Genomic DNA, 23496 nt, shown 5'->3' with positions numbered 1-23496 from the left:
ATTTTAAAGAGGTATCAGAATTGAAGAAGGTACATATTAAATCGAATGCGTGTATTGTGAAATTCATCTTGCTTCAATAACAGAGCGAGATTATGTTCTATCATGGGATAATTTAAAAAGGCTATTAAAAAAGAACAAGAGAACATGAGAGGGAGTTTATTATGCTCAAGGGAGCCATAACTGCGCTTATCACACCGTTTGATGATAAAGGCGCTATTGATGAGGAAGCATTTTGCAATTTTGTTGAGTGGCAAATTGTACAAGGTGTTAATGGTGTAAGTCCTGTTGGAACAACCGGTGAATCACCCACTTTAAGTCATGAAGAGCACAAAAGGGTTATAGAATTATGTGTTGAACAAGCTGCTAAGCGTGTTCCTGTTGTTGCGGGTGCAGGATCAAATAGTACCAGTGAAGCTGTAGAGCTTGCACAACATGCAGAGAAGGCAGGTGCAGATGCCGTTTTGGTTGTCACTCCTTATTATAACCGGCCTAATCAGGTTGGTTTGTACACGCATTTTTCTTCCATTGCGAAGGCTATTTCTATACCGATTATAATTTACAATATTCCCGGTCGTTCTATTATCGATATGAGCGTGGAAACGATGAGAGATCTATGCCAAGATTTTAAAAATATCATTGGTGTCAAAGATGCGACGAGCAAAATTGAGCGTGTAAGTGAACAACGTGAAAAATGTGGTAAAGACTTTATACAGCTTTCTGGAGATGATTGTACAGCATTAGGTTTTAATGCACATGGAGGTGTAGGGTGTATTTCGGTTTCCTCCAATGTTGCTCCAAAGCTGTGTGCAGAGCTTCAGGCGGCTTGTTTGCGTGGTGATTATGAGACAGCCCGCGAATTAAATGATCGTCTTATGCCTCTCAATCGTGCAGTATTTATTGAACCAAGTCCTGCCGGTATTAAATATGCTGCTGCTAAATTAGGGATTTGTGGGAGTACTGTCCGTTCACCGATTGTTCCATTAGCGGATACCACAAAGAAGAGTATTGATGCAGCTTTACACCATGCAGGTTTGCTTAAAGAATAAAGTGTAGCCATGATTAAAAAAAAGAATGCGCCAGTACGAAAAATAATTGCTGACAATCGTAAAGCTCGTTTTCATTATGAAATTCTGGATAATCTTGAGGCTGGTCTGGTATTACAGGGAGCAGAAGTAAAATCTTTGCGTTCTAACCATGCCAATATTGCTGAAAGTTATGCGAGCTTTGAAAATGGAGAATTATGGTTAGTGAACAGCTATATTCCTGAATATACGCAAGCTAATCGTTTTAATCATGAGCCCCGTCGTTTGCGTAAGTTATTAATTTCAAGACGTGAAATGGCGCGTTTTTTTAACGCAACTTCTCGTGAAGGAATGACACTTGTTCCTCTTAAACTCTATTTTAATGAAAAAGGACGTGCTAAGTTAGAAATTGCTCTGGCACGTGGAAAAAAACTTCACGATAAACGCGAGACGGAGAAAAAACGGGATTGGGGACGTGAAAAAGCAAGACTTTTAAAAAGCTATGGATAACAGATTTGTTTGTGTATTTTTATAGCACGACGAAAGAGATTTAGCATTGATCCAGATATGTTCTTACTGCTTCGAAAATCTGATGGAACATAGCATCCGTTAAGCGGCCAGTGTTGGTATTATAGCGTGAACAATGATAGCTGGAAAAGATGCGTAATCTACCAATGTTGTTTATTTCTCCATGTCCAAAGGGATGTGCTAAAATTTTTGCATTAAGAGCACGAAGTGTTGAGTGGTGCGCAATGGTGCCAAGGGTGATAACAGCTTTCAGCTTGGGAAGATTTGTTAAAAGAGGTGAAAAAAAATATCGGCACGTATTGATTTCTGCACCAGTAGGTTTGTTTTCTGGTGGAACACAACGAACTGAGTTAACAATTGCTGCATCAATTAATTCAAGACTATCATCGGCTCTTTCTTCAAAGTTCCCTTGGGCAAAACCAAACTTTTTCAAAGTGGAATAAAGCAAGTGTCCAGCATAATCACCAGTAAACGGACGCCCAGTTCGATTTGCTCCTCGTAATCCAGGAGCAAGACCAACGATGAGAAGGCGTGTTGTATCAGCACCTTTATAAGGAAAGAATGGGCGCACCGGAGCATTATGCCAGCTTGGTTCTTTTATGCGCCAGTCAGAGATGAATTTATGCAAGCGTGGGCATAAATTACAATTTTGCGGCGGTTCTGGGCACAGCGATGTTGATTGGCAATTCATGAGAGAGTATTCATCATTTTTTATAAAAATTCTTTTGAGTTGTTTATAAGGTATATGACGGATCATCTCTTTATGAACAACTATAATGAATACAAATGTGTTATTTAGTAACAAACTTTAACACAAGATATTGCTTCTTAGTTTTCAAAGAGTACTGATCATTTCAGTGATTTATCCTATAAATAATAAGAGAGGAACGAATACGACGTTAATGGAATAAAGGTTCTGTTTTTAATGAATACATTATTATAGTGTAGAGAGAAAAATTAGTGTATAGAGAAAACTATCATGAGAGCAAACGATTTTTAATAATTGGAATGGTTCGTATAACGTAAAAGGATGTACTCCCAAAAGGAGAGAAAGGTTTGAACAAACAAGTATAGTTTTTGTTTGAAACCAGCATTTTTTAAATCTCTTATTTTAAAATTGTACTGATACAAACTTAAAAAGGTTATGCATTTTTATAAAGCTTTCAAGAAATTTTAAATGAGCTCTTTGAGCAAAAAATATAAAAGCCTGCATTGTTTTTCTTGTGTTTTATTTTGTTTATTGTATATACTCTACAGACATTATGAAGTTTTTTAATATTTAAGAAAGAAGCATAAATGGCCCGCGTAACGGTAGAAGATTGTGTTGATAAAGTCGATAATCGCTTTGAGCTGGTGCTTTTAGCTGGGCATCGGGCGCGTCAGATTTCACAGGGTGCACAAATTACGGTTGATCGTGATAATGATAAAAATCCAGTGGTTGCTTTACGTGAAATAGCAGACGAGACATTATCACCTGCCGATTTAAAAGAAGATCTTATTCATTCGTTGCAAAAGCATGTGGAAGTGGATGAGCCAGAAATGGCGAGTGGATTTATTACGCAATCGGGTGAAGCTGAGAACATTTTTGAAGCCTCAATGGAGGAAGAGGGAAGTTCATTCGATCATATGTCTGAAGAAGAGCTTTTAGCGGGCATTGAAGGTTTGGTTGTTCCAGAGAAGAGCGACGATTATTAATTGCGGCAGTTTGTATTACGAAAGCAAATATACTTGTGTCATACGGTAGCGGTTATTTTTCTTGTCTTTTATTAAGAGAATATTCATATTCAACAGGGATTAAATTGTGAAGATATAAAGGATATACTCGTATGATGCGTCAGTGTGAGCTTGTTGGGCGTGTTCAACGTTACAAGGCTGACGTAGATGAGGCTCTGCTAAAGAAGGCCTATGATTATGCGATGCGAAAGCATGGTCATCAAAAGCGTGCTTCGGGTGATCTTTATTTTTCTCATCCCTTAGAGGTTGCTGCTATTTTAACCGATATGCGGTTGGATGAAGCGACAATTGCTGTTGCTCTTTTGCATGATACTATTGAAGATACAAGTGCGACCCGAGCAGAAATTGACCAACTTTTTGGATCTGAAATTGGTAAGTTGGTTGAAGGGCTTACAAAACTTAATAAGCTTGACCTTGTATCGAAGAAAGCGGTACAAGCAGAAAATTTGCGTAAACTTCTTATTGCTATTTCTGATGATGTCCGTGTTCTTTTAGTAAAACTTGCTGATCGTCTTCATAATATGCGTACCCTTGGTGTTATGCGTGATGATAAGCGTCGGCGTATTGCTGAAGAGACGATGGATATTTATGCGCCCCTTGCAGGTCGTATGGGTATGCAGGATATGCGCGAAGAGTTAGAAGATCTCTCTTTCTTTTATTTGAATCCGGAAGGTTATCGTACAATAACCAATAGACTTTCTGAATTATCAAAGCGCAATCGTGATTTGCTTTCTAGGATTGAAAATGAACTAGCAAAACTTTTTTTCGAGAATGGCATTAAAGCAGATGTTAAAAGCCGCCAGAAAAAATCGTATTCCGTTTTTCGTAAAATGGAAAGCAAGGCATTATCTTTTGAACAATTATCCGATATTTTTGGCTTTCGCGTGATTGTTGACACAGTGAATGATTGTTATCGCGCTCTTGGTGTTATCCATACGACATGGCCTATGGTTCCTGGACGTTTTAAAGATTATATTTCAATACCAAAGCAGAATGATTATCGTTCCATTCATACAACGATCGTAGGTCCCTCAAGGCAACGTGTTGAACTTCAGATTAGAACTGCTGCTATGGATGAAATTGCTGAATATGGCGTTGCAGCACATTCCATTTACAAAGATCATGGTTCCAATTATTCAACTGCGAAGTTATCAAATGAAACCAATGCCTATGCTTGGTTGCGCCAAACGATTCAATCTCTGTCAGATGGAGATAATCCAGAAGAATTTTTAGAACATACCAAGCTTGAGCTTTTTCAGGATCAAGTTTTTTGTTTTACGCCGAAGGGTCGATTGATTGCCTTTCCCAAAGGTGCGACCCCTATTGATTTTGCTTATGCAGTGCATACTGATATTGGTGATTCTTGTGTTGGGGTAAAAATTAATGGACGTATTATGCCTTTAATGACAAAATTAAAAAATGGTGATGAAGTTGATATTATCCGTTCACAAGCTCAAATTCCACCAGCAGCGTGGGAGTTTCTTGTTGTAACGGGCAAAGCACGCTCAGCCATTCGCCGTGCAACGCGTGCGGCGGTACGCAAGCAATATTCAGGTTTGGGATATCGTATACTTGAGCGTTCATTTGACTATGTGGGAAAACAATTTTCCAAAGATATTCTTAAGCAAGTTTTGCCACGTTTAGCACGCAAAGATGTGGAAGATGTCTTGGCTGCTGTTGGACGCGGTGAGTTACCCTCTGCCGATGTCATTAAAGCAGTTTATCCTGATTATCAAGATCACCGTGTGGTACAAAAGTCATCTTTCAAGCCTGGGGAAGAAGGTTGGTTTAACATTGAAAATGCCCAAGGGATGATTTTTAAAGTTCCGGAAAATGAAAAGGATGCAACTGCAGAGAAACGTCAATCTAAGGCATTACCTATTCGAGGAACTCGTGGTGATATTCCAGTACGTTTTTCTCCTGAAGGAGCAGTTCCAGGAGATCGGATTGTTGGCATCATGCAACCAGGGGCGGGGATAGTCATTTATCCGATACAGTCTTCGGCTTTGATGGCCTATGATGATCAGCCAGAACGATGGATTGATGTTCGCTGGGATATTGATGCCCAAATGAGTGAACGTTTTCCAGCTCGGATTAATATTTTGGCTGTTAATAGCCCTGGTTCTTTAGCGGAAATTACTCAAGTGATTTCTGCTAATGATGCCAATATTCAAAATTTATCTCTTATTCATACAGCCCCAGATTTCACAGAAATTATGATGGATTTGGAAGTTTGGGATTTAAAACATTTGAATCGTATTTTTTCTCAGTTAAAAGAGGCAGGTTCGGTGAGTGCAGTACGGCGGGTTCATGGATGAAAAAGAGAGATTTTGCAATGAATACAGAAGATGTGATTACTATTTTTAAACAAGCAGATGCTATTTTGGAAGGACATTTTATTTTAACTTCAGGCCGTCATAGTGCTATTTATATGCAGAAGGCGAAAGTATTTATGCATGCTGATTTGACGGAGAAGTTATGTCGTGGATTGGCCGCAAAAATCAGAGAATCAATCGAGGGGCATATTGATTATGTAGTTGGTCCTGCGATTGGTGGTCTTATTCCCTCCTATGAGACTTCACGTCATCTTGGTATTCCTTCTCTGTGGGTAGAGCGTGTCAATGGCGTATTTGAATTGCGTCGTTTTGACATCAAACAGGGGGCACGGGTTGTGATTGTTGAAGATATTGTAACAACGGGCCTCTCTATTCGTGAGACGGTTGAGGCCTTGGTTGCTGTGGGAGCAGATGTTTTGGCGAGTGCATGTATTCTTGATCGTTCTGGTGGTAAAGTTGATGTTGGAGTTCCCTTGATTGCACTTGCTGAATATGAGATAGCTTCTTACGCTCATGATGCGCTTCCTGCTGAACTTGCAGCACTCCCAGCGATCAAACCAGGAAGTCGAAATATTTAATTGTCTTTCTATTGTTTTTTAGGCAAAAAAAACGGAAAGAAATCTCTTTGAATTGTACAAATTATTTCATTGTCATAGGATGTATATTGAGAATCATATGCTTTTTCGTCGTCGAGAACCAATAGATTTTATAAAGCGTATTCGACTTTGGTTATGGCCACGTCGTTCATTTTCTCGCTCATTTAGCTACATACGTAAACGTATTTTGCGTATATCAGCAACGCCGCATAAAGTTGCTTTGGGATTTGCTATAGGGATTTTTTTGGCTTGTTCGCCTCTCTTTGGGATGCATATTATTTTAGCAATCTTTTTTTCTTGGGTTTTACGGGCAAATTTTGCAGCAGCAATCATTGGCACGGTTTTTTCTAATCCCCTTACATTTTTGCTTATTGTTATGGCCGATTATAAGATAGGCTATTTCTGTTTATCATTTTTTAGCAATGTAGATGAGATTTCTCTTTCGCAAATTCGTGCTCTGTTTGATGGTTTAACATTGTCAAATGTATCTCTTCTTTTCAAGGGAGCATGGGTTTCAATCATGAGACCGATGATTTTAGGTGGTACTCTTTTAGGTATCATTTTTAGCAGCTTATCTTATATAGGTGTTTATAGAGCAATTGCCCGTTTTCAACAAAAGCGATACAAAAAAATTATCAAAAAAAGTATTTATAGCAAAAAAAAGTCAGGTAATCTTTTATGATCATTGGTCTTGGAAATGATCTGGTTGATATAAGACGCATTGAGAAAATGTTGATCCGTTATGGTGATCGTTTTGTTGAACGTATTTTTACCGACATTGAACAGATCAGATCTGAAAATCTTCAAAAAAGATCATCTTCTTACGCCAAAAGATTTGCCGCCAAAGAAGCATGTGCTAAGGCTTTAGGAACGGGAATTGCTTGTGGTGTGGGGTGGAAAGATATGGGGGTGATTAATTTGCCCTCCGGCAAACCGTTTATGAAATTAACGGATCGTGCGCACATGCAATTACAAAAATTATTGCCTCCTTCTTATGACGCTGTCATTCATCTAAGTATAACGGATGATTTTCCTTGGGCTCAGGCATTTGTTATTATTGAAGCACTTCCGCGGGGATAGATATTGTGAGAGATTGTGCTTTTTTTATTTGAACATTATGATAGAGAGTGGATTATATTTGTGATGAGAAGGTGATCTGTGATGATCAAGGAAGAAAAAATGCATAAAAAGGAAGAAAAAGGCGGGATTCTTGAATTTATTTGGGTTTTGATACAGGCTCTGTTTTTAGCAGCGCTTATTCGGACACTTTTTTTTCAGCCTTTCAGTATTCCTTCTGGTTCCATGCGTCCTACGTTGCTTGTGGGAGATTATCTATTTGTTTCTAAATATGCATATGGATATTCTCATTTTTCCATACCTTTTTCTCCCCCTCTTTTCTCGGGACGCATTTTGGCATCTCAGCCTGAGCGTGGAGATGTTGTGGTTTTTCGTTTACCGAGTAATCCGAATATTGATTATATAAAACGTGTTGTTGGACTACCAGGTGATCGTGTACAAGTTCGTCAAGGTGTTCTTTATATTAATGATGAGGCTGTTTCTCGTCGCTTTATGGGGAAGATTGATAATTCTGATATAACAGAGGTGAATTACCCTGTTGGCGTTTATCGTGAGACACTGTCGAATGGTGTCAGTTACGATACACTTGATTTGGCTTTTATACCGCAAGTTGATGACACGAAAGTCTTTGAAGTGCCGCAGGGTCATTATTTTATGATGGGTGATAACCGCGATAATTCGGACGATAGTCGTTTAGATGTGGGCTATGTGCCAGAGGAAAATCTTATTGGTCGAGCAAGTATGATTTTTTTCTCTATCAGGAATGGTTCAAGTGCTTGGCAGGTTTGGCGTTGGCCATTTGATATACGTTGGAATCGTTTATTTTCTTTGATCAATAAAGTTCATGATTTACCGCTTGTACAGCAAGGAATCAGTAATGAAGCGTCCAATGATTAATCAGCTTGAGAAGCTGACGGGGCATCGCTTTAAAGATGAAGAGAGATTAAAGAGAGCATTAACACATTCTAGTGTCCAAGATTCTGAACAGGGAAACTATGAGCGGCTGGAATTTCTAGGTGATCGGGTTCTGGGGCTTTTGATTGCAGAGATGTTGTATCAATTTTTCCCGCAGGCAAGTGAAGGAGAATTATCGGTACGTCTAAACGGTTTGGTGAATGCACATACATGTGCCGATGTTGCACGAGAAATGGGTTTGCCTGAAATGATTCATGTGGGTTTCGAGATGAGAAACTTCGAGAGGCGTCGACTCATCAATATGCATGCTGATGTGGTAGAAGCTTTGATTGCTGTGATGTACCTAGATGGAGGATTGGACAGCGTTCGCCCTTTTATTCAAAGATATTGGCAAAGTCGGGCAAAACAGATGAATGCTGGTCGACGTGATGCCAAGACAGAGTTACAGGAATGGGCTCATATGCAGAGCAATGCACAACCACATTATCAAATTATCAAACGTTCTGGTCCAGATCATGATCCTGTTTTTATGGTAGAGGTAAGCGTTGCTGGTTTTGCTCCAGAGATTGGGCAGGGTAGCTCTAAGAGATATGCCGAAAGAATGGCAGCGGAGAAGATTTTACGACGCGAGGGTGTATGGAAAACAATGGGAAAAAATGATCATGGATGACGCTATGAAAACGCGTTCTGGTTTTGTGGTACTTATTGGGATGCCTAATGCTGGCAAATCGACATTAGTAAACCAATTAGTTGGAACAAAGGTTTCAATTGTAACGCATAAGGTACAAACAACAAGGGCTTTGGTCCGTGGTATTGTCATTCATGAGAATACGCAAATTGTTTTGGTTGACACACCAGGTGTTTTTCGTCCTTACAAGCGATTAGAGCGCGCAATGGTATCGACTGCTTGGGGAAGTGTTAAAAGTGCTGATGTTCTTTTAGTTTTGATTGATGTTCAAAATGGTCTATCAGATGATGTTTATACAATGTTAGATATTCTAAAAGACATTAAACAGGATAAAATCCTTGTCCTTAATAAAATTGATACAGTTGCTAAAGAAACTCTTTTAGCGTTAACTGCCAAAATGAATGAGCGTGTTGCATTTTTGCAAACATTTATGATTTCCGCTCTCAATGGTTCTGGTTGCAAGGATTTGCTTCACGCGTTGAGTAACATGATGCAGGAGGGGCCGTGGTATTATCCAGAGGATCAAATTTCGGATATGCCTATGCGCCATCTTGCTGCTGAAATAACGCGCGAAAAGCTTTTTCTTCGCCTTCATGATGAACTCCCCTATTCTTCAACCGTTGAAACAGAAAACTGGGAGGAACGTTCAGATGGTTCCGTAAAAATTAATCAAGTGATTTATGTAGAGCGTGATAGTCAGAAAAAAATTGTTTTAGGAGCAAAAGGCGATACAATTAAAGCAATTGGTCAGGCAGCGCGTAAAGAATTAATGGAAATCATGGATCAAAAAGTTCACCTTTTTCTCTTTGTAAAAGTGCGTGATAATTGGGACAGCGATCCAGAACGTTATCGTGAAATGGGATTGGATTTTCTAAAATAACATGAAATGGAAAGAGCAAGCCATTATCCTTGGTACACGCCCATATGGTGAGACAAGTGTTATCCTTGAAATCATGACACGTCGGCATGGTCGTTATATGGGGGTGGTAAAAGGTGGACGTTCGCGTCGTATGGCAGCTGTACTTCAACCTGGGAATTTTGTTGAGGCTGAATGGTGGGCACGTTTAGATGAACATTTGGGACTTTTTCGGCTTGAAGCGCTTGATTTACATGCGGCACGATTAATAATTTTACCAGAAGCACTCTATACTTTGCAATTGATGGCGGTTCATTTGCGTCTTCTTCCTGAACGTGATCCACATCCAAGCTTATATGATCTGTTACATTTTTTTATGCAAAATTTTGAGGAAACATCGATTATTGCGGAATTGCTTGTACGTTTTGAAATGCGACTTCTTGAGGAGCTCGGCTTTGGTCTTGATTTATCTCGTTGTGCTGCGACAGGAAGCCTAGAAAAGCTCTGTTATGTATCACCAAAGTCGGGACGAGCTGTTTGTGAGCAAGCAGGGCACCCTTGGAAAGAAAAACTTCTCATTCTTCCCCAATTTCTTGTACAAAGAGCTACTCGTCCAGTAGATTTTAGTGACATAATAAATGGTTTTATTTTAACGGGCTTTTTTTTAATGCGTCATGTTTGGGAACCACGAGATGTAAAACAGCCGTCGGTGCGCATGAATTTGATACAATTATTTGAACGGCGGTTTCATACGCAAGCATTAATTGTTAATTGAATAAATATGAAGAGAGTATGAAGATGCAGATCTTAACAACAATTACTGAAATGCGTCAATATATCGCGAAAGAACGACGTTTAGGCTCTTCAATTGGTTTGGTTCCCACTATGGGAGCGTTACATGAAGGTCACCTTGCCTTGGTAGAGAAGACAAGAGCAATGTGTGACCGAAGTGTAGTTTCTATTTTTGTCAATCCCAAGCAATTTGCTCCCCATGAAGATTTTGATCAATATCCAAGAGATTTGCAGGAGGATTGTACTTTGTTGCAAAAAGCAGGTGTTGATTATGTTTTTGCACCTTCTACCGATGAGATGTGGCCACTGGGAAATGATACAATTGTGAAGGTAGAAAAACTATCACGTATATTAATCGGAAAATTACGTCCAGGGCATTTTTGTGGTGTGACCAGTGTTGTTGCTAAGCTTTTTAATATTGTTCAGCCAGATAAGGCTTTTTTTGGAGAAAAGGATTTTCAACAGATTTTAATTATTCGACGTATGGTTGAAGATTTAGCTTTTCCTATTGAAATTATTGGCGTTCCCATTTTACGCGAAGCAGATGGTCTAGCACGTTCCTCACGAAATCAACTTTTAACACGAGAAGATCGCAAAGCGGCAAAAATTATTCCTGAAAGTGGTAAAGCTGCGGAACAGCTTTATCACCAAGGAGAACGATCGGTTAACAAATTATGCAAAATTGTTCGCGATATTTTACAACAAGAATCGCGCGCAATGATTGAATCCATAGATTTACGGGATATGGAAACACTATGTGTTGTAAAAGGAAAATTAGAAAAGCCTGCGGTTTTACTTCTCACTGTTCGCTTTGGTGCTGTGAGGCTTATTGACCAATATATATTGCAAGAGAAGGCTGACAAATGAGTATACATCATAAAACCATAAAACGTATAACTTCTACTGAGATACGCTCAAGAAAAGGGCAACAACTAATAGTTTCGCTCACGGCGTATCAGGCTTATACCGCACGGATTGCTGATCCCTATTGCGATTTGCTTTTGGTTGGTGATAGCGTTGGTATGGTTGTCTATGGGTTTGAGACAACACTTCCTGTAAGTTTAGAGATGATGATTTTGCATGGGCAGGCAGTTATGCGTGGCTCTCAAAAGGCCCTTGTCGTTGTTGATATGCCTTTTGGTTCTTATGAAGAAAGTCCAGAACAAGCTTTTTTGAATGCATCGCGTATCCTTGCCCAAACTGGATGTGGGGCAGTTAAGCTTGAAGGTGGTGTTTATATAGCAAAAACAATTGATTTTTTATGTAAACGCGGCATTCCAGTGATGGGACACATCGGGCTTACTCCACAGGCTGTGAATCGTTTTGGTGGTTTTAAGACGCAAGGGCGCAACGAGAGTGATTGGCAAAGGATTAAAGCTGATGGAGCAGCGATTGAAGAGGCTGGTGCATTTGCTGTTGTTGTGGAAGGAGTTGTCGAGCCTTTAGCGGTAGAGCTTACAGAAAAACTTTCTATTCCAACGATTGGTATTGGCGCATCTAATCAGTGTGATGGACAAATATTGGTTATGGAAGATATGTTGGGCTATGGTAGTTATGTGCCTAAATTTGTGCGTCGTTATGGTGCTCTTGAACAAGCAATGGAGACTGCAATCAGGAATTATGCAGAAGATGTGACATCTCGTGCTTTTCCAACGGATAAAGAAGTTTATAAACTGAAATAAAAGCTCACTTAATATGAAAAAGAGAACAACATTTCTTATCAAAGACCTGTGAAGCCATGCAAACGCAAAGCCAAAGACTGTTTATTGTTTTACAGAGGATTGATAGAAGTTGGTACATCTATCCAGTCTATATTCGCTCTATTGATAGCTTTATGAGGGTTTTGGTTTAATAAAATTTGTGCTGTTTTTGTCAATCAATATCTAAATTTAGCATAGTCACATGCTGGAAAGAGAGGTTAAGGAGAATGAAAGCTCCGTAGTTCCAGTTTTTGTATGCCAGATTGGAGCATGAGTACATATATCTGTTTAGGTAATCTCTAAAAAAGGAGACCATATGATGTATACAAGGCACTGATTTATTAGTGAGAATTCATTGTTTTGTATGTTGAATGAGAGATCATAATACTCCAAGATTTTCTTGTCTCAAACCTTCTTATATAAAATCAATGTAAATTCCTTTCTTGCACGTCACAAGAGGGGTAAATATATGGATAAAACCTATTAGGAAGGGAGTAAAATGCATTCTTATGGATGCCTTCAAAAGCAAGAGCTGTCACGATATGAGGTGATGGAAAATAAATGATGGCGCCGTCTTGCGGAAAAATATGAAGGTATAAAGGCGAAAATTATAGTTTATCTTTGTACTTTTTAATAGCATTGATGGCAATATCTTCCACATAACGAGATTACGCTTTGTCTCGCGTTTTTATTTATTGCGCTCTCATGGAGGCAAACCTTTACGCAACATAAAGTCCCACTCTATTGATTTTTACGCATTTATTTAAAAAAACATTCCTGAATGTTCTAAAACGCATTTTACAGGTATAGCCCATGAAGGTATAATGGTAAATCTATAAGGAATCATCACCTTTGCGCTTATAAAAAAGCCAGCATCATCAGACTATTTTCAGCCCCGAATGTTCTAGCTATTGTATTTGAGAGCATTCATAGAGGTATTTTTCTTCTTTTTCAAAGTGTACCCACACCTCATTCCCGTTTATAATATGCAAGCAAGGGATTTACATTGACTTTATATAAGAGGGTTTGAGACAAGAAAATCTTACGATACTTGAAGTTATTGTTGAATATCAGAAATAGTTATTTATGAAGATAAATCAATATATTATTTAATTTTCATGATGAATGCTCATTTTTTATATCTTATTGATTTATGTTGAAACCAAGCTATAAGTGATTCATAAATACACAGTTTTTTGAAGTATTTGTGAATAATATGTTACAAAAAGCTGAAACTTAAAGAACATCTACTTTTGTTGGTTCTAAGCGACTTTATCAACAGGCAAAAATTATAAAATATCAAATATTTATCGAAGAATGGATGGGGGGAAAATATATTCCTCTAATAGTGCATACCAGAAGCTATTAAAAGGAAGGATAATCTCCTTCTTTTTTCAACTAAAACGATAAGATGAATGAGGCAAAGAGAATTATGATGACTTCTGAGTATCAAGGTTATGAAAACGTGTTAAAAAAGCACTTTCAATTTGTTGTGTAGAATAGGGTTGTAAATTGAGATCATCGCATAGAATATGATTCGGAGAACCAAAATAGCGAAGGGCTTCTTCTGTATTAAATCCAGCAAGCGTGATAGCCTCGTAGAACGCAGCAATACGGTCGGCTTGTTTAATTTTTTTTAAGAGTTTTTGAGAAGGATTAATAGGGAGAGAAAAACGCATATGGATAGCGTCTTGTATACGTTTTTCGATGATCTCATATTGTTTTCCGATGACAGCTTTAAAGGGCGAAATAATATCACCGATAACATATTCTGGCGCGTCATGTAGAAGAGCACACAAATGCTCATCACTGCGCGATTGAGGACAAAGCTTTTGAAATATTTGTTCTACCAAAAGTGAATGTTGTGCAACAGAATAGGCATGATCACCTTGGGTTTGACCGTTCCAACGTGCAACACGGGCAAGTCCATGAGCAATATCTTCGATTTCAATATCAAAGGGTGAAGGATTGAGGATGTCAAGTCGTCGGCCAGAGAGCATTCTTTGCCAAGCACGTGCTTCTCCATTTTTTGATAATTCAGCTTTAGCCATTAGGGTGTTTCCACAGTGTTTTCAGGAAAGGTAAAATTCATATTTTCAGCAATGCTTATGGTGACAGGAACATCGTTTACTGTAAATGGGATATTATGATCGATTGCCTCTTTGACATGGTCAATACGCGTCAAAAGGAGAGCTTCGTTCGCAGCACATGTTCCCAAAGAACCAAGTACTTTACTTCCTGCTTTCACGCTAGAACCTAAAGTTAATTGATGCTGACTTTTTACGATTAAAATACGACGGCGTATTGTGCGACGGTGATGCATTCGCGAAACAATTTCCTGTCCAATATAACACCCCTTGTTGAAGGAGAGTCCATTAATTTGATCATAATTAATATCATGAGGAAAGACTTTTTCTATTTCATAATCTTTATCACTTTCTGCAATTGCATAACGGATACGCAATTGATTCCAATAATCATGATATTCTGAAACCAAAAACGGTATTGTTCCATAGGTCCGTATTATTTTTTCTTTTTGTGGAAAGCGTTTATCAATAAAACTTGAATCAAAATTTAAACTATTTGATTCACTATTCCAAGAAACTGTTACAAGTTCTTGTAATGGTTGTGTAATTTCTACTTTTTTATGTAGTTTATAGAGGAGCAGACGTCTATAGAGAGTATCAGCTAAAGAGAAAACGATATCAATGAAATAACCGTCTTCTCTTTTTCCGATAAGAAAATCAGCAATAACTTTTCCTTGTGGGGATAAAAGAGCTCCAGGGAAAATTTCTTGAGAGCCAATTTTTGTTACATCTGTTGTGATAAGAACCTGCAGAAAATCTGTTGCTTCTTCACCTGTTATTTCAATAATCTTACGGTTTTTTAAGAGAATAGCATTTTGTTTTTCAATCATGGTTCTTGCCTTTCTAGCCAAAGTTACCTAATCGATAAAGAAAGGATATGTAAGGAGCACGGCTATGTTTAAAACATTTGATACAATTTTAAAAGGCGCAACAATTGTAAATCATGATGGAAGTGGTAAGCGTGATATTGGTATTACAAACGGCCGTATTGCTGAAATTGGTGATCTTACATGTGCGTCTGCTGGGGAGGTCATTGATTGTACAGGACTCCATATTTTGCCGGGGATTATTGATAGCCAAGTTCATTTTCGCGAGCCGGGCAATGAACATAAGGAGGATTTAGAAAGTGGTTCTTATTCTGCGGTGTTAGGGGGTGTGACATCAGTATTTGAAATGCCTAATACCAATCCATTAACCACATCAGAAGAAGCCTTGTCTGATAAGGTAAAACGTGGATTTCACCGGATGCATTGTGATTTTGCATTTTGGGTTGGAGGAACGCGTGAAAATGCACATCAATTAGCTGAGTTAGAGAGGCTGCCTGGTGCTGCTGGAATAAAAGTGTTCATGGGTTCTTCGACAGGTGATCTTTTGGTAGATGATGATGAAGGTGTGCGTCTGATTTTGGAAAATACACGCCGTCGTGCGGCTTTTCATTCTGAAGATGAGCAAAGGCTTAGAGAGCGCAAAATGTTCCGTATTGAAGGAGATGCATCATCGCATCCGATTTGGCGTGATGAGATTGCAGCATTAAAATGTACACAGCGTTTAGTAACAATCGCGCATGAAACGAAGGCACGTATTCATATTTTACATCTTTCTACTGCCGAAGAAATTGATTTTCTCAAAAAACATAAGGATGTGGCAACAATTGAAGTGACGCAGCATCATCTGACGTTAACGTCAGATGATTATCAACGCTTTGGTACATTCATTCAAATGAATCCACCGATCCGTGAGAGCCGACACTGTGAAGCTCTTTGGTATGGTGTTCAGCAAGGTATTGTTGATGTGTTAGGTTCTGATCACGCTCCTCATACCCTTAAAGAAAAACAGCAGCCTTACCCAGCTTCCCCTTCAGGCATGACAGGTGTGCAAACAACAGCAGCAATTATGTTAACACATGTCAATACAGGAAAGATGTCTCTTGAACGTTTTGTTGATCTCACTTCGCATGGTCCTAGCCGCATTTTTGGTATAAGCTGCAAAGGACGTATTGCTGTTGGATATGACGCTGACTTAACTATTATTGATTTGAAGCGGGAAGAAATAATGACCAATGCATTGATTGGTTCACGTGCAGGTTGGACGCCTTATGATGGTAAAAAGGTTAAAGGTTGGCCTGTTGGAACCGTTATTCGTGGTATGCGTGTTATGTGGGAAGGGGAAATTGTTACACCTTCGCAAGGCGAACCTGTTAAATTTGTAGAAACGTTGGTGTGACCAAATAAAATTGGTGCTTTTTATGAAATAACTTTATTGGCATAAGGGTGCACGTGGTAATTTTATCGACGAAGATAAAAGCGTATGGAGGGGGCATTCTCTAAAAATGACCATATTTATATAAAAGCAGGTTGTGACTCTCTTTATTTTTTGTCAGCAGGGGTGCTCAAATCAAGAGTTTGGTAATTTGGGACAGGTTGAATATTATAATACATGAGAAGGTTTTCGGATAAGGATCTTCCTTCTTTAATATATCTTTGATTGGCTTCAATTGCCGATGGGGTACAGTGATGATAACTTTCTGAAAAAGCACGATAGGCTTCATTAAACGCTGCGTAAAAATAAGAGCGTCTTTGTGGTATTGGTTGTTCTGCTTCAATCAGTGCATTCATATAGTTATACCATTGGTTTGTTGGAGTGCCGCAAAGATTTTGTAGAGAGTGTAGGGCGCCCAAAATTTCTGCTAGCCGTAACAATTTTGTCTCATAGGGTGGTGATTGTTGTGCAAAAGTGGGTGTGAAAGCGAAAAAAAATATAAAAAAAACAATTTTTATCAATATATTATGCATTGGTTTTGCCAACTTCGAATAAGTTTTCATACAATTTCAAACAAAATGATGCGGATAAAAGAGTTTGTGCCTCATACCAAGAGCAAACACATTATAAAATTTAGGGCATGAAAGAGAATAAGAAAAGCCTCATGGAACTATTGAACACTCTAACAAAGTTTTGTGGAGTTAAAAATTTCAGATTTTCTGTATACATTCTACTCCTTGTATAAATTTACAGTGTATTGTTCGTTGTAGATTTTTTATCTGTGATAATATCCTCATCAAAAAATATGGACCAACAGAATAGTCCAATCAAATAAAATGGACTGTTTTTCTCACAGATGATAGAGAGAGCCTAAATAAATGGGGGACTTATGAGAAATTTTACATAATCTATACAAAAGTTTGAGCTTAAATCACATAATGTAATGATTTTTGGTAAGATTACTTGGAGGAGCGGTGAGTTTATCGCGAACGGAGTATAATAATGAGTAAGTTGCAATTTTATAATACGCTTACACGTAAAAAAGAAATTTTTACGCCGATAGATGCGACAAAAGTGCGTCTTTATGTTTGTGGTCCAACAGTTTATGATGATGCACACATAGGAAATGCACGCCCTGTAGTTGTTTTCGACATTTTATTTCGCTTATTGCGTTATATCTATGGCAGCGAGCATGTTATATATGCGCGCAATATTACAGATGTAGATGATAAAATTAATGCACGAGCAGCCCACGAATATCCAGAATTAGCACTTAATGAAGCTATTCGCCGATTAAGCGAGCGTACCTCTTCTCAATTTCAACAAGATACGGTAGCACTTGGTTGTCTTTTACCGACCAGCCAACCACGCGCAACGGATCATTTAGAGGAAATGTGCTATTTGATTGAAAGGTTACTTGAAAAAGGGCACGCGTATAAAGCAGAAAATCATATATTATTTTCTGTCAGTAGTATAAAAAATCATCCCCATTATGGGGCATTTGCTAAACGCTCGTTGGAGGAAATGAGAGCGGGTGCACGCGTCGATGTTGCTGCTTATAAAAGGGAGGAGATGGATTTTGTTCTATGGAAGCCTTCTGTGGAGGGAGAACCAGGTTGGACATCACCGGCAGGAATTTCTGTTTTAGGACGTCCAGGTTGGCATATTGAATGTTCTGCAATGTCAATGGCAAAGCTGTTAGAACCATACGGTGGTGGTCTAAACTGTGATGATCCATCAGCAAATATTTTTGATATCCATGGTGGTGGCATTGATTTGATTTTTCCCCATCACGAAAATGAGATTGCACAAAGTTGTTCAGCTTTTGGGACTAAGCGAATGGCTAACTTTTGGATGCATAACGGTTTTTTGCAAGTTGAAGGCAAGAAGATGTCAAAAAGCCTTGGCAATTTCATGACTATTCGTTCTATTTTAAAGAGTGATTTCTTTGAACTTAATGATGCGTTAACCGATAAAATGAAACAAAATTGGGCTGGTTTGTCTGCGCGTTTTTCAATGTTACAAACGCATTATCGGGAACCATTAAATTGGACAGCTCAGCGTTTAGCGCATTCTAGTAGTGAACTTTATCGTTGGTATGAATTGCTTCGCTCCAAAAGAGAGAAGATGAACAAAAATGAAGTGGTTGATGATTCTTTGATAAGTGTACTAAGTGACGATTTAAATACTCCGAATGCATTTGCTCTTTTGCGAAAGTTTTATAAAACAGGGGATAGTGTGGCTTTAGCCAATGGGATGAATTTATTGGGGTTGTTGTACCAAGAGTGGATAACAGATGTACAGTGCCCATTGTTTATGAAAAAAGCTTCTCTTGATGTAAAATTTATCGATCAACGCATTGCCGAAAGACTACGGCTTATCCATAATAAAGAGTGGGGGGCTGCGGATACAATTCGTGATGAGCTGGCAGCTGAGGGGATTCTTTTAAAAGATAAAAAAGACCCACAGACTGGTGAGCGTATAACGATGTGGGAAGTAAAGCGGTGATTTTCTTATTCCAGCAGCTCTCATAAAAAAGGGAGAATGTGATGGAATTTATATATAGTTATGGATATGTTGCACTTAAATTAGCTGTAGGTCTTGTTGCTTTTCTATTGATTTTAAGAACGACGGGGCGCGGTAGTCTTAGTCAAATGACCCCTGTTGATTTGGTCAGCAATTTTGTAATGGGGAGTATTATTGGTGGCGTTATTTATAATCCAAATATTAGTAGTACTCGGCTGTTGATTGTTTTATGTATTTGGCAAGCTTTGGTTACATCTCTTAATTTTTTTGCACGTCATTCTGTTTTTTTTCGTCGCCTTGTTACAGGACGAAATATCACATTAGTTTTAGATGGTGTATTTCAAATAGATAAAATTCAGAGTTTAGGTCTCAGTGTTAATGATTTCATTACAATGTTGCGTATTAAAGGTTGTAGTTTACATGAAGCTGCGTTTGTTCGTTTAGAAACTAATGGCGATTGCACCATTATTAAAAAGGAAGACGGTAAGAAAGCTACAATTTTAGTAGAAAATGGTGAAGTTATCGAAGAAGGACTTAAAGAAATTGGTAAATCAAAAACATGGCTTCAAGCTGAATTGAAAAAAAAGCGTGTCAAGGTTGAAAGTTTATTTGCAGCAGAATGGTATGAGCACACAGATCAAAATAATAAACTTTCTAAGGGATTATTTCTTGTTCCTTTTTCCAAAACAGTCTAACCTCAAATGCGAAGAGGTAAAGCTTATTGGAAGCGATAGAAGACAGACTATGACAAATGAGCAGCAACAGGGGAGGTCAGCCCCTGTTGAGGAGATGATAGAGAAGTAAAGGCTTTATGAAACGCAATGAAACGATAAAAACTGTATCGTCAGAGACAGGTCAGACATTTCGCACACTATATAATTTATGGCCTTATATGTGGCCGACTAATCGGCGCGATTTGAAAATACGTGTTCTATGGGCAATATTTTACCTTGTTTTAGCCAAGCTGTTCCTTATTTCGGTGCCTTATTTTTTTAAATATGCTACAAATACGCTTGATGCCAGCTTTAATCTACCCGTATGGCTTCCATCGAGTTGGACTATTCCCATTATGCTTGTTTTGGCATATAATGTTGCACGTATTGTTCAGTCCGCACTCAATCAGTTACGCGATTCTCTGTTTGCAACTGTTGGTCAACACGCTATTCGTCAGCTCGCCTATCAGACTTTTGTGCATATTCATGGATTGTCTTTGCGATTTCATTTAGAAAAGCGAACTGGTGGGCTTTCTCGTGTGATTGAGCGTGGTACAAAGGGAATTGAAGCTATCGTGAGATTTTCAATTCTCAATACAGTTCCAACGGTTTTAGAGTTTATTTTAACAGCATTTGTCTTTCAAATAAGCTATGGATGGCATTATGTCTTCATCGTTGTGATAATGGTTGGTTTATATACTTGGTTCACAATTAAGGCGAGTGATTGGCGTATTCGTATTCGGCAAGAAATGAATACAGCAGATACAGAGGCCAATACACGTGCTGTGGATTCTCTTTTGAATTTTGAAACGGTCAAATATTTTTGTAATGAAAATTTGGAAGCACGTCGATTTGATGCTTCGATGGCAAATTATGAAAAATCGGCAACAAAAATTTGGACATCATTAAGTTGGCTTAATTTTGGTCAGGCTCTTATTTTTGGCATTGGGATGACTATTCTGATGGTGATGTCTGCTTATGAAGTTTTTCATAAAACACAGACTTTGGGAGATTTCGTTTTTATTAATACACTTTTAATCCAACTTTCTATTCCTCTCAATTTTATTGGTTCAATTTATCGTGACATTCGGCAAGGGCTGACGGATATTGAAGCCATGTTTGATCTTTTAGATGTTCAGCAGGAAATCGTTGATAAATCAGATGCTAAACCATTGGTGATAGAGGGTGGTAACATTCGCTTTAATCAGGTAAATTTCTCCTATGAGCCCTCTCGCCAGATTCTCAAAGAGATCACCTTTGAGATTCCCAGAGGCAAAACTGTTGCCATTGTTGGTCCATCAGGTGCGGGTAAATCGACAATTGCTCGATTACTGTTTCGTTTTTATGACGTTAATGCAGGCTCTATCACCATTGATGGACAAGATATCCGTGATGTAACGCAAAAAAGTTTGCGTGAAGCTATTGGGATGGTTCCCCAAGACACAGTGTTATTTAATGATACAATATCCTATAATATTTGCTATGGGCGTCCAAGTGCTACAGATGAAGAGGTGCGTAAAGCTGCTGAAATGGCACAGATATCAAAATTTATTGAAATGCTTCCGGAAGGCTTTCAATCTATGGTCGGTGAGCGTGGGCTTAAGCTGTCAGGTGGTGAAAAACAACGTGTGGCTATTGCTCGGACATTGTTAAAAGCTCCTCCGCTTCTTATTTTAGATGAAGCAACCGCAGCTCTTGATACGGCGACGGAACAAGAAATTCAACAAGCATTAGATATTGTTAGCCGTGGGCGTACAACATTGATCATTGCGCACCGTCTTTCTACCATTATAAATGCTGATGAAATTTTGGTTCTTAAAAATGGTCGTATTATTGAAAATGGGACACATGCAGAGCTTTTACGTAAAAAAGGTCTATATGCTTCCATGTGGAATAAACAGCTTGAAGCATCGCAAGCGGAAGAAAAATTACGTAAAATGCGTGAAGAAGATGAAATGGGTGTTGTTAATCGTAAAAAATAAGCTGCGCAAAATGTGATTTATGACTTTATATGGAGTGATTGGTTCGGTACAGAAAGGGATAGTGAGGAACAAAAGCGTTTATGGCTTATTTAGGTTATACTATGAATAGGAAATTATATGAGTATTCTACAATCTATCCATAATGGTTTTACGCCAATTCATAAAGAAGGTTATCCTTTTATTGTAGCGTTTTTTATTATTTCGCTCATTCTTGGTTGGATATGGAGTCCCTTGTTTTGGTGTGGTTTTGTTCTCACAGTGTGGTGTATATACTTTTTCCGTGATCCAGATCGTGTGATTCCTTTGAACTCCGATTGGATTATGTCTCCTGCGGATGGGCGTATCTCATTTGTTGAGCCATGTGTTCCACCAGAAGAATTGGGATTAGGGAAAGAAGAGATGATCCGTATTTCTGTGTTTATGGATATTTTTTCCTGCCATATTAACCGTATTCCCATAAGTGGTACAATAGAGTCTATCGTTTATCGTCCAGGACGGTTTGTCAATGCTGAGCTTGATAAGGCTAGTCAATTTAATGAGCGCAATGGGATGGTGATTGACAGCAAACATGGTAAAATTGGTATGGTACAGATAGCTGGAATGCTTGCTCGCCGTATTGTTTGTTGGGCGAAAGAAAATGATTCTGTTACGGTTGGAGAAAGATTTGGATTGATTCGTTTTGGTTCTCGCCTTGATATTTATATACCAACTGCAGTGAAATTACGTGTTGCTGTTGGCCAGATAGCAATTGCTGGAGAAACAGTATTAGGTTCTTTTGATGAGAAGAGTGCTACCACTGATTTTAGATTTGATTAGGATGAATAATGAAAAACTTTTCGCTATTTTCTTCATTTAATCCTGAGGGACAGTATGATGACGTTGCAAATCGATGGCGTTCACCTACACCGATGCGGTATGTTGTTCCCAATATCATCACGATTTTAGCAATTTGTGCAGGAATGAGCAGTATTCGTTTAGCTTTTGAGCATCGCTATGAGGGGGCTATTTTAATGGTGCTTTTAGCTGCAGTTTTAGATGGTGCGGATGGCCGTATTGCTCGTTTGATGGATGGGAGTTCATCTTTTGGAGCACAGATGGATTCTCTTGCTGATGTGGTTAATTTTGGGGTTGCACCTGCACTTATTGTTTATTCGTTTGTTTTGACTCAAGCACACCAAGTTGGTTGGGTCGCGGCACTTGTCTATTGTGTTGCTTGTTGTTTGCGATTAGCGCGCTTTAATGTGATGTTGGACAATGCTGATATACCCAAATGGAAGGAAAGTTATTTTGTTGGTGTTCCTGCACCAGCGGGGGCATTATTGCTTTTATTACCTATGTATTTAGGAGCTCTTGGTTTGATGCCAAGTTGGAGCTGGGCATTATTTTTTAGCCTTTATACTGTGATTATTGCTTTTCTTTTAGTGAGCCGTCTACCAGTATGGAATGCAAAAACAATAGACCAAAATCTAAGGCGCGATATCGTTGTACCGTGCATGTTAGGGGTGGTTATTTATGTAGGTTTTCTTGCAACCTATACATGGTATACTTTATTGATTACAGCTATTGGCTATATGATTTTTCTTCCTTGTAGTTTTATGGCTTATAATAAACGGGTTGTTTTGGAAGGCAAAAAAAACAACGTTAAAACTATCCAAGAGTCATAGTATTTTTTAGAAGAGAAGAAG

At 38.6% G+C, this 23496-nt stretch carries 23 protein-coding genes; 19 read left to right on the top strand and 4 right to left on the bottom strand.

Features of this window, described 5'->3' with window-relative positions:
* Window positions 1-161 precede the first annotated feature (161 nt).
* Together dapA and smpB are read left to right on the top strand one after the other, a co-directional pair.
* Window positions 162-1046, top strand: a complete 885-nt coding sequence (gene dapA, locus PVV64_RS02530) for a 4-hydroxy-tetrahydrodipicolinate synthase (protein ID WP_273759582.1) — start codon at window positions 162-164, stop codon at window positions 1044-1046.
* A gap of 9 nt (window positions 1047-1055) precedes the next feature.
* Window positions 1056-1532, top strand: coding sequence for an SsrA-binding protein SmpB (gene smpB, locus PVV64_RS02525; RefSeq protein WP_273759581.1), 477 nt, complete (start codon window positions 1056-1058; stop codon window positions 1530-1532).
* 40 nt (window positions 1533-1572) lie between these two features.
* Here the strand turns inward: smpB and PVV64_RS02520 are convergent, their stop codons facing one another.
* Complete coding sequence (locus PVV64_RS02520) at window positions 1573-2241, bottom strand: uracil-DNA glycosylase (protein ID WP_273759579.1); 669 nt, start codon at window positions 2239-2241, stop codon at window positions 1573-1575.
* Between the two features lie 605 nt (window positions 2242-2846).
* Here PVV64_RS02520 and rpoZ point away from each other — a divergent pair.
* From rpoZ to panB, 11 genes are all read left to right on the top strand, one after another.
* On the top strand, window positions 2847-3245 hold the full coding sequence (gene rpoZ / locus PVV64_RS02515) for a DNA-directed RNA polymerase subunit omega (RefSeq protein WP_273759577.1): 399 nt from the start codon (window positions 2847-2849) through the stop codon (window positions 3243-3245).
* A gap of 131 nt (window positions 3246-3376) precedes the next feature.
* Window positions 3377-5602: a bifunctional (p)ppGpp synthetase/guanosine-3',5'-bis(diphosphate) 3'-pyrophosphohydrolase gene (locus PVV64_RS02510; protein WP_273759575.1), complete on the top strand. Its 2226-nt coding sequence runs from the start codon at window positions 3377-3379 to the stop codon at window positions 5600-5602.
* A gap of 17 nt (window positions 5603-5619) precedes the next feature.
* Window positions 5620-6198, top strand: coding sequence for an orotate phosphoribosyltransferase (pyrE, locus tag PVV64_RS02505; protein WP_273759573.1), 579 nt, complete (start codon window positions 5620-5622; stop codon window positions 6196-6198).
* Between the two features lie 97 nt (window positions 6199-6295).
* Window positions 6296-6898: a DUF2062 domain-containing protein gene (locus PVV64_RS02500; RefSeq protein WP_273759571.1), complete on the top strand. Its 603-nt coding sequence runs from the start codon at window positions 6296-6298 to the stop codon at window positions 6896-6898.
* Window positions 6895-7296, top strand: coding sequence for a holo-ACP synthase (acpS, locus tag PVV64_RS02495; RefSeq protein WP_273759569.1), 402 nt, complete (start codon window positions 6895-6897; stop codon window positions 7294-7296). Before PVV64_RS02500 ends, acpS begins: the two co-directional genes overlap by 4 nt.
* Before the next feature lie 81 nt (window positions 7297-7377).
* Window positions 7378-8190 carry a signal peptidase I gene (gene lepB / locus PVV64_RS02490; RefSeq protein ID WP_273759567.1) on the top strand — a complete coding sequence of 271 codons (813 nt, stop codon included), beginning with the start codon at window positions 7378-7380 and terminating at the stop codon, window positions 8188-8190.
* A complete protein-coding gene (gene rnc, locus PVV64_RS02485; RefSeq protein WP_273759565.1) occupies window positions 8171-8878 on the top strand; it encodes a ribonuclease III in 708 nt (235 codons plus the stop codon). The genes lepB and rnc overlap by 20 nt, the downstream gene beginning before the upstream one ends.
* Window positions 8871-9776, top strand: a complete 906-nt coding sequence (gene era / locus PVV64_RS02480; RefSeq protein WP_273759564.1) for a GTPase Era — start codon at window positions 8871-8873, stop codon at window positions 9774-9776. The genes rnc and era overlap by 8 nt, the downstream gene beginning before the upstream one ends.
* A gap of 1 nt (window position 9777) precedes the next feature.
* The gene (gene recO / locus PVV64_RS02475; RefSeq protein ID WP_273759563.1) at window positions 9778-10527 is read left to right on the top strand and encodes a DNA repair protein RecO; all 750 of its coding nucleotides are present in this window, start codon (window positions 9778-9780) and stop codon (window positions 10525-10527) included.
* Window positions 10528-10544: 17 nt separating this feature from the next.
* Window positions 10545-11411, top strand: a complete 867-nt coding sequence (gene panC / locus PVV64_RS02470) for a pantoate--beta-alanine ligase (RefSeq protein ID WP_273759562.1) — start codon at window positions 10545-10547, stop codon at window positions 11409-11411.
* Complete coding sequence (gene panB / locus PVV64_RS02465; RefSeq protein WP_273759559.1) at window positions 11408-12226, top strand: 3-methyl-2-oxobutanoate hydroxymethyltransferase; 819 nt, start codon at window positions 11408-11410, stop codon at window positions 12224-12226. The genes panC and panB overlap by 4 nt, the downstream gene beginning before the upstream one ends.
* A 1448-nt stretch (window positions 12227-13674) precedes the next feature.
* On the opposite strand, the gene PVV64_RS02460 is transcribed toward panB, so the two are convergent.
* Together PVV64_RS02460 and PVV64_RS02455 are read right to left on the bottom strand one after the other, a co-directional pair.
* Window positions 13675-14295 carry an HD family hydrolase gene (locus PVV64_RS02460; protein WP_273759557.1) on the bottom strand — a complete coding sequence of 207 codons (621 nt, stop codon included), beginning with the start codon at window positions 14293-14295 and terminating at the stop codon, window positions 13675-13677.
* Window positions 14295-15161, bottom strand: coding sequence for a folate-binding protein YgfZ (locus PVV64_RS02455; RefSeq protein WP_273759555.1), 867 nt, complete (start codon window positions 15159-15161; stop codon window positions 14295-14297). The genes PVV64_RS02460 and PVV64_RS02455 overlap by 1 nt, the downstream gene beginning before the upstream one ends.
* 64 nt (window positions 15162-15225) lie before the next feature.
* Here PVV64_RS02455 and PVV64_RS02450 point away from each other — a divergent pair, with 64 nt between their 5' ends.
* The gene (locus PVV64_RS02450; protein ID WP_273759553.1) at window positions 15226-16554 is read left to right on the top strand and encodes a dihydroorotase; all 1329 of its coding nucleotides are present in this window, start codon (window positions 15226-15228) and stop codon (window positions 16552-16554) included.
* Window positions 16555-16697: 143 nt separating this feature from the next.
* Here PVV64_RS02450 and PVV64_RS02445 read toward each other — a convergent pair whose 3' ends face one another.
* Complete coding sequence (locus PVV64_RS02445) at window positions 16698-17123, bottom strand: TIGR02301 family protein (protein ID WP_273759551.1); 426 nt, start codon at window positions 17121-17123, stop codon at window positions 16698-16700.
* A gap of 469 nt (window positions 17124-17592) precedes the next feature.
* On the opposite strand from PVV64_RS02445, the gene cysS reads away from it, so the two are divergent.
* From cysS to pssA, 5 genes are all read left to right on the top strand, one after another.
* Window positions 17593-19098 carry a cysteine--tRNA ligase gene (gene cysS, locus PVV64_RS02440; protein WP_273759549.1) on the top strand — a complete coding sequence of 502 codons (1506 nt, stop codon included), beginning with the start codon at window positions 17593-17595 and terminating at the stop codon, window positions 19096-19098.
* A gap of 41 nt (window positions 19099-19139) precedes the next feature.
* A complete protein-coding gene (locus tag PVV64_RS02435; protein WP_273759545.1) occupies window positions 19140-19811 on the top strand; it encodes a DUF421 domain-containing protein in 672 nt (223 codons plus the stop codon).
* 116 nt (window positions 19812-19927) lie between these two features.
* Window positions 19928-21811 carry an ABC transporter ATP-binding protein/permease gene (locus PVV64_RS02430; protein WP_273759543.1) on the top strand — a complete coding sequence of 628 codons (1884 nt, stop codon included), beginning with the start codon at window positions 19928-19930 and terminating at the stop codon, window positions 21809-21811.
* A 117-nt stretch (window positions 21812-21928) separates the two neighbouring features.
* The gene (locus PVV64_RS02425) at window positions 21929-22627 is read left to right on the top strand and encodes a phosphatidylserine decarboxylase (RefSeq protein ID WP_273759542.1); all 699 of its coding nucleotides are present in this window, start codon (window positions 21929-21931) and stop codon (window positions 22625-22627) included.
* Window positions 22628-22635: 8 nt separating this feature from the next.
* Entirely contained in the window at window positions 22636-23475 is an 840-nt protein-coding gene (gene pssA, locus PVV64_RS02420) for a CDP-diacylglycerol--serine O-phosphatidyltransferase (protein WP_273759539.1), read from the top strand.
* Window positions 23476-23496 lie beyond the last annotated feature (21 nt).

Source organism: Bartonella sp. ML70XJBT.G, assembly GCF_028618575.1.
Classification (GTDB): domain Bacteria; phylum Pseudomonadota; class Alphaproteobacteria; order Rhizobiales; family Rhizobiaceae; genus Bartonella.
This window is presented reverse-complemented; position numbering and strand designations above follow the sequence as displayed.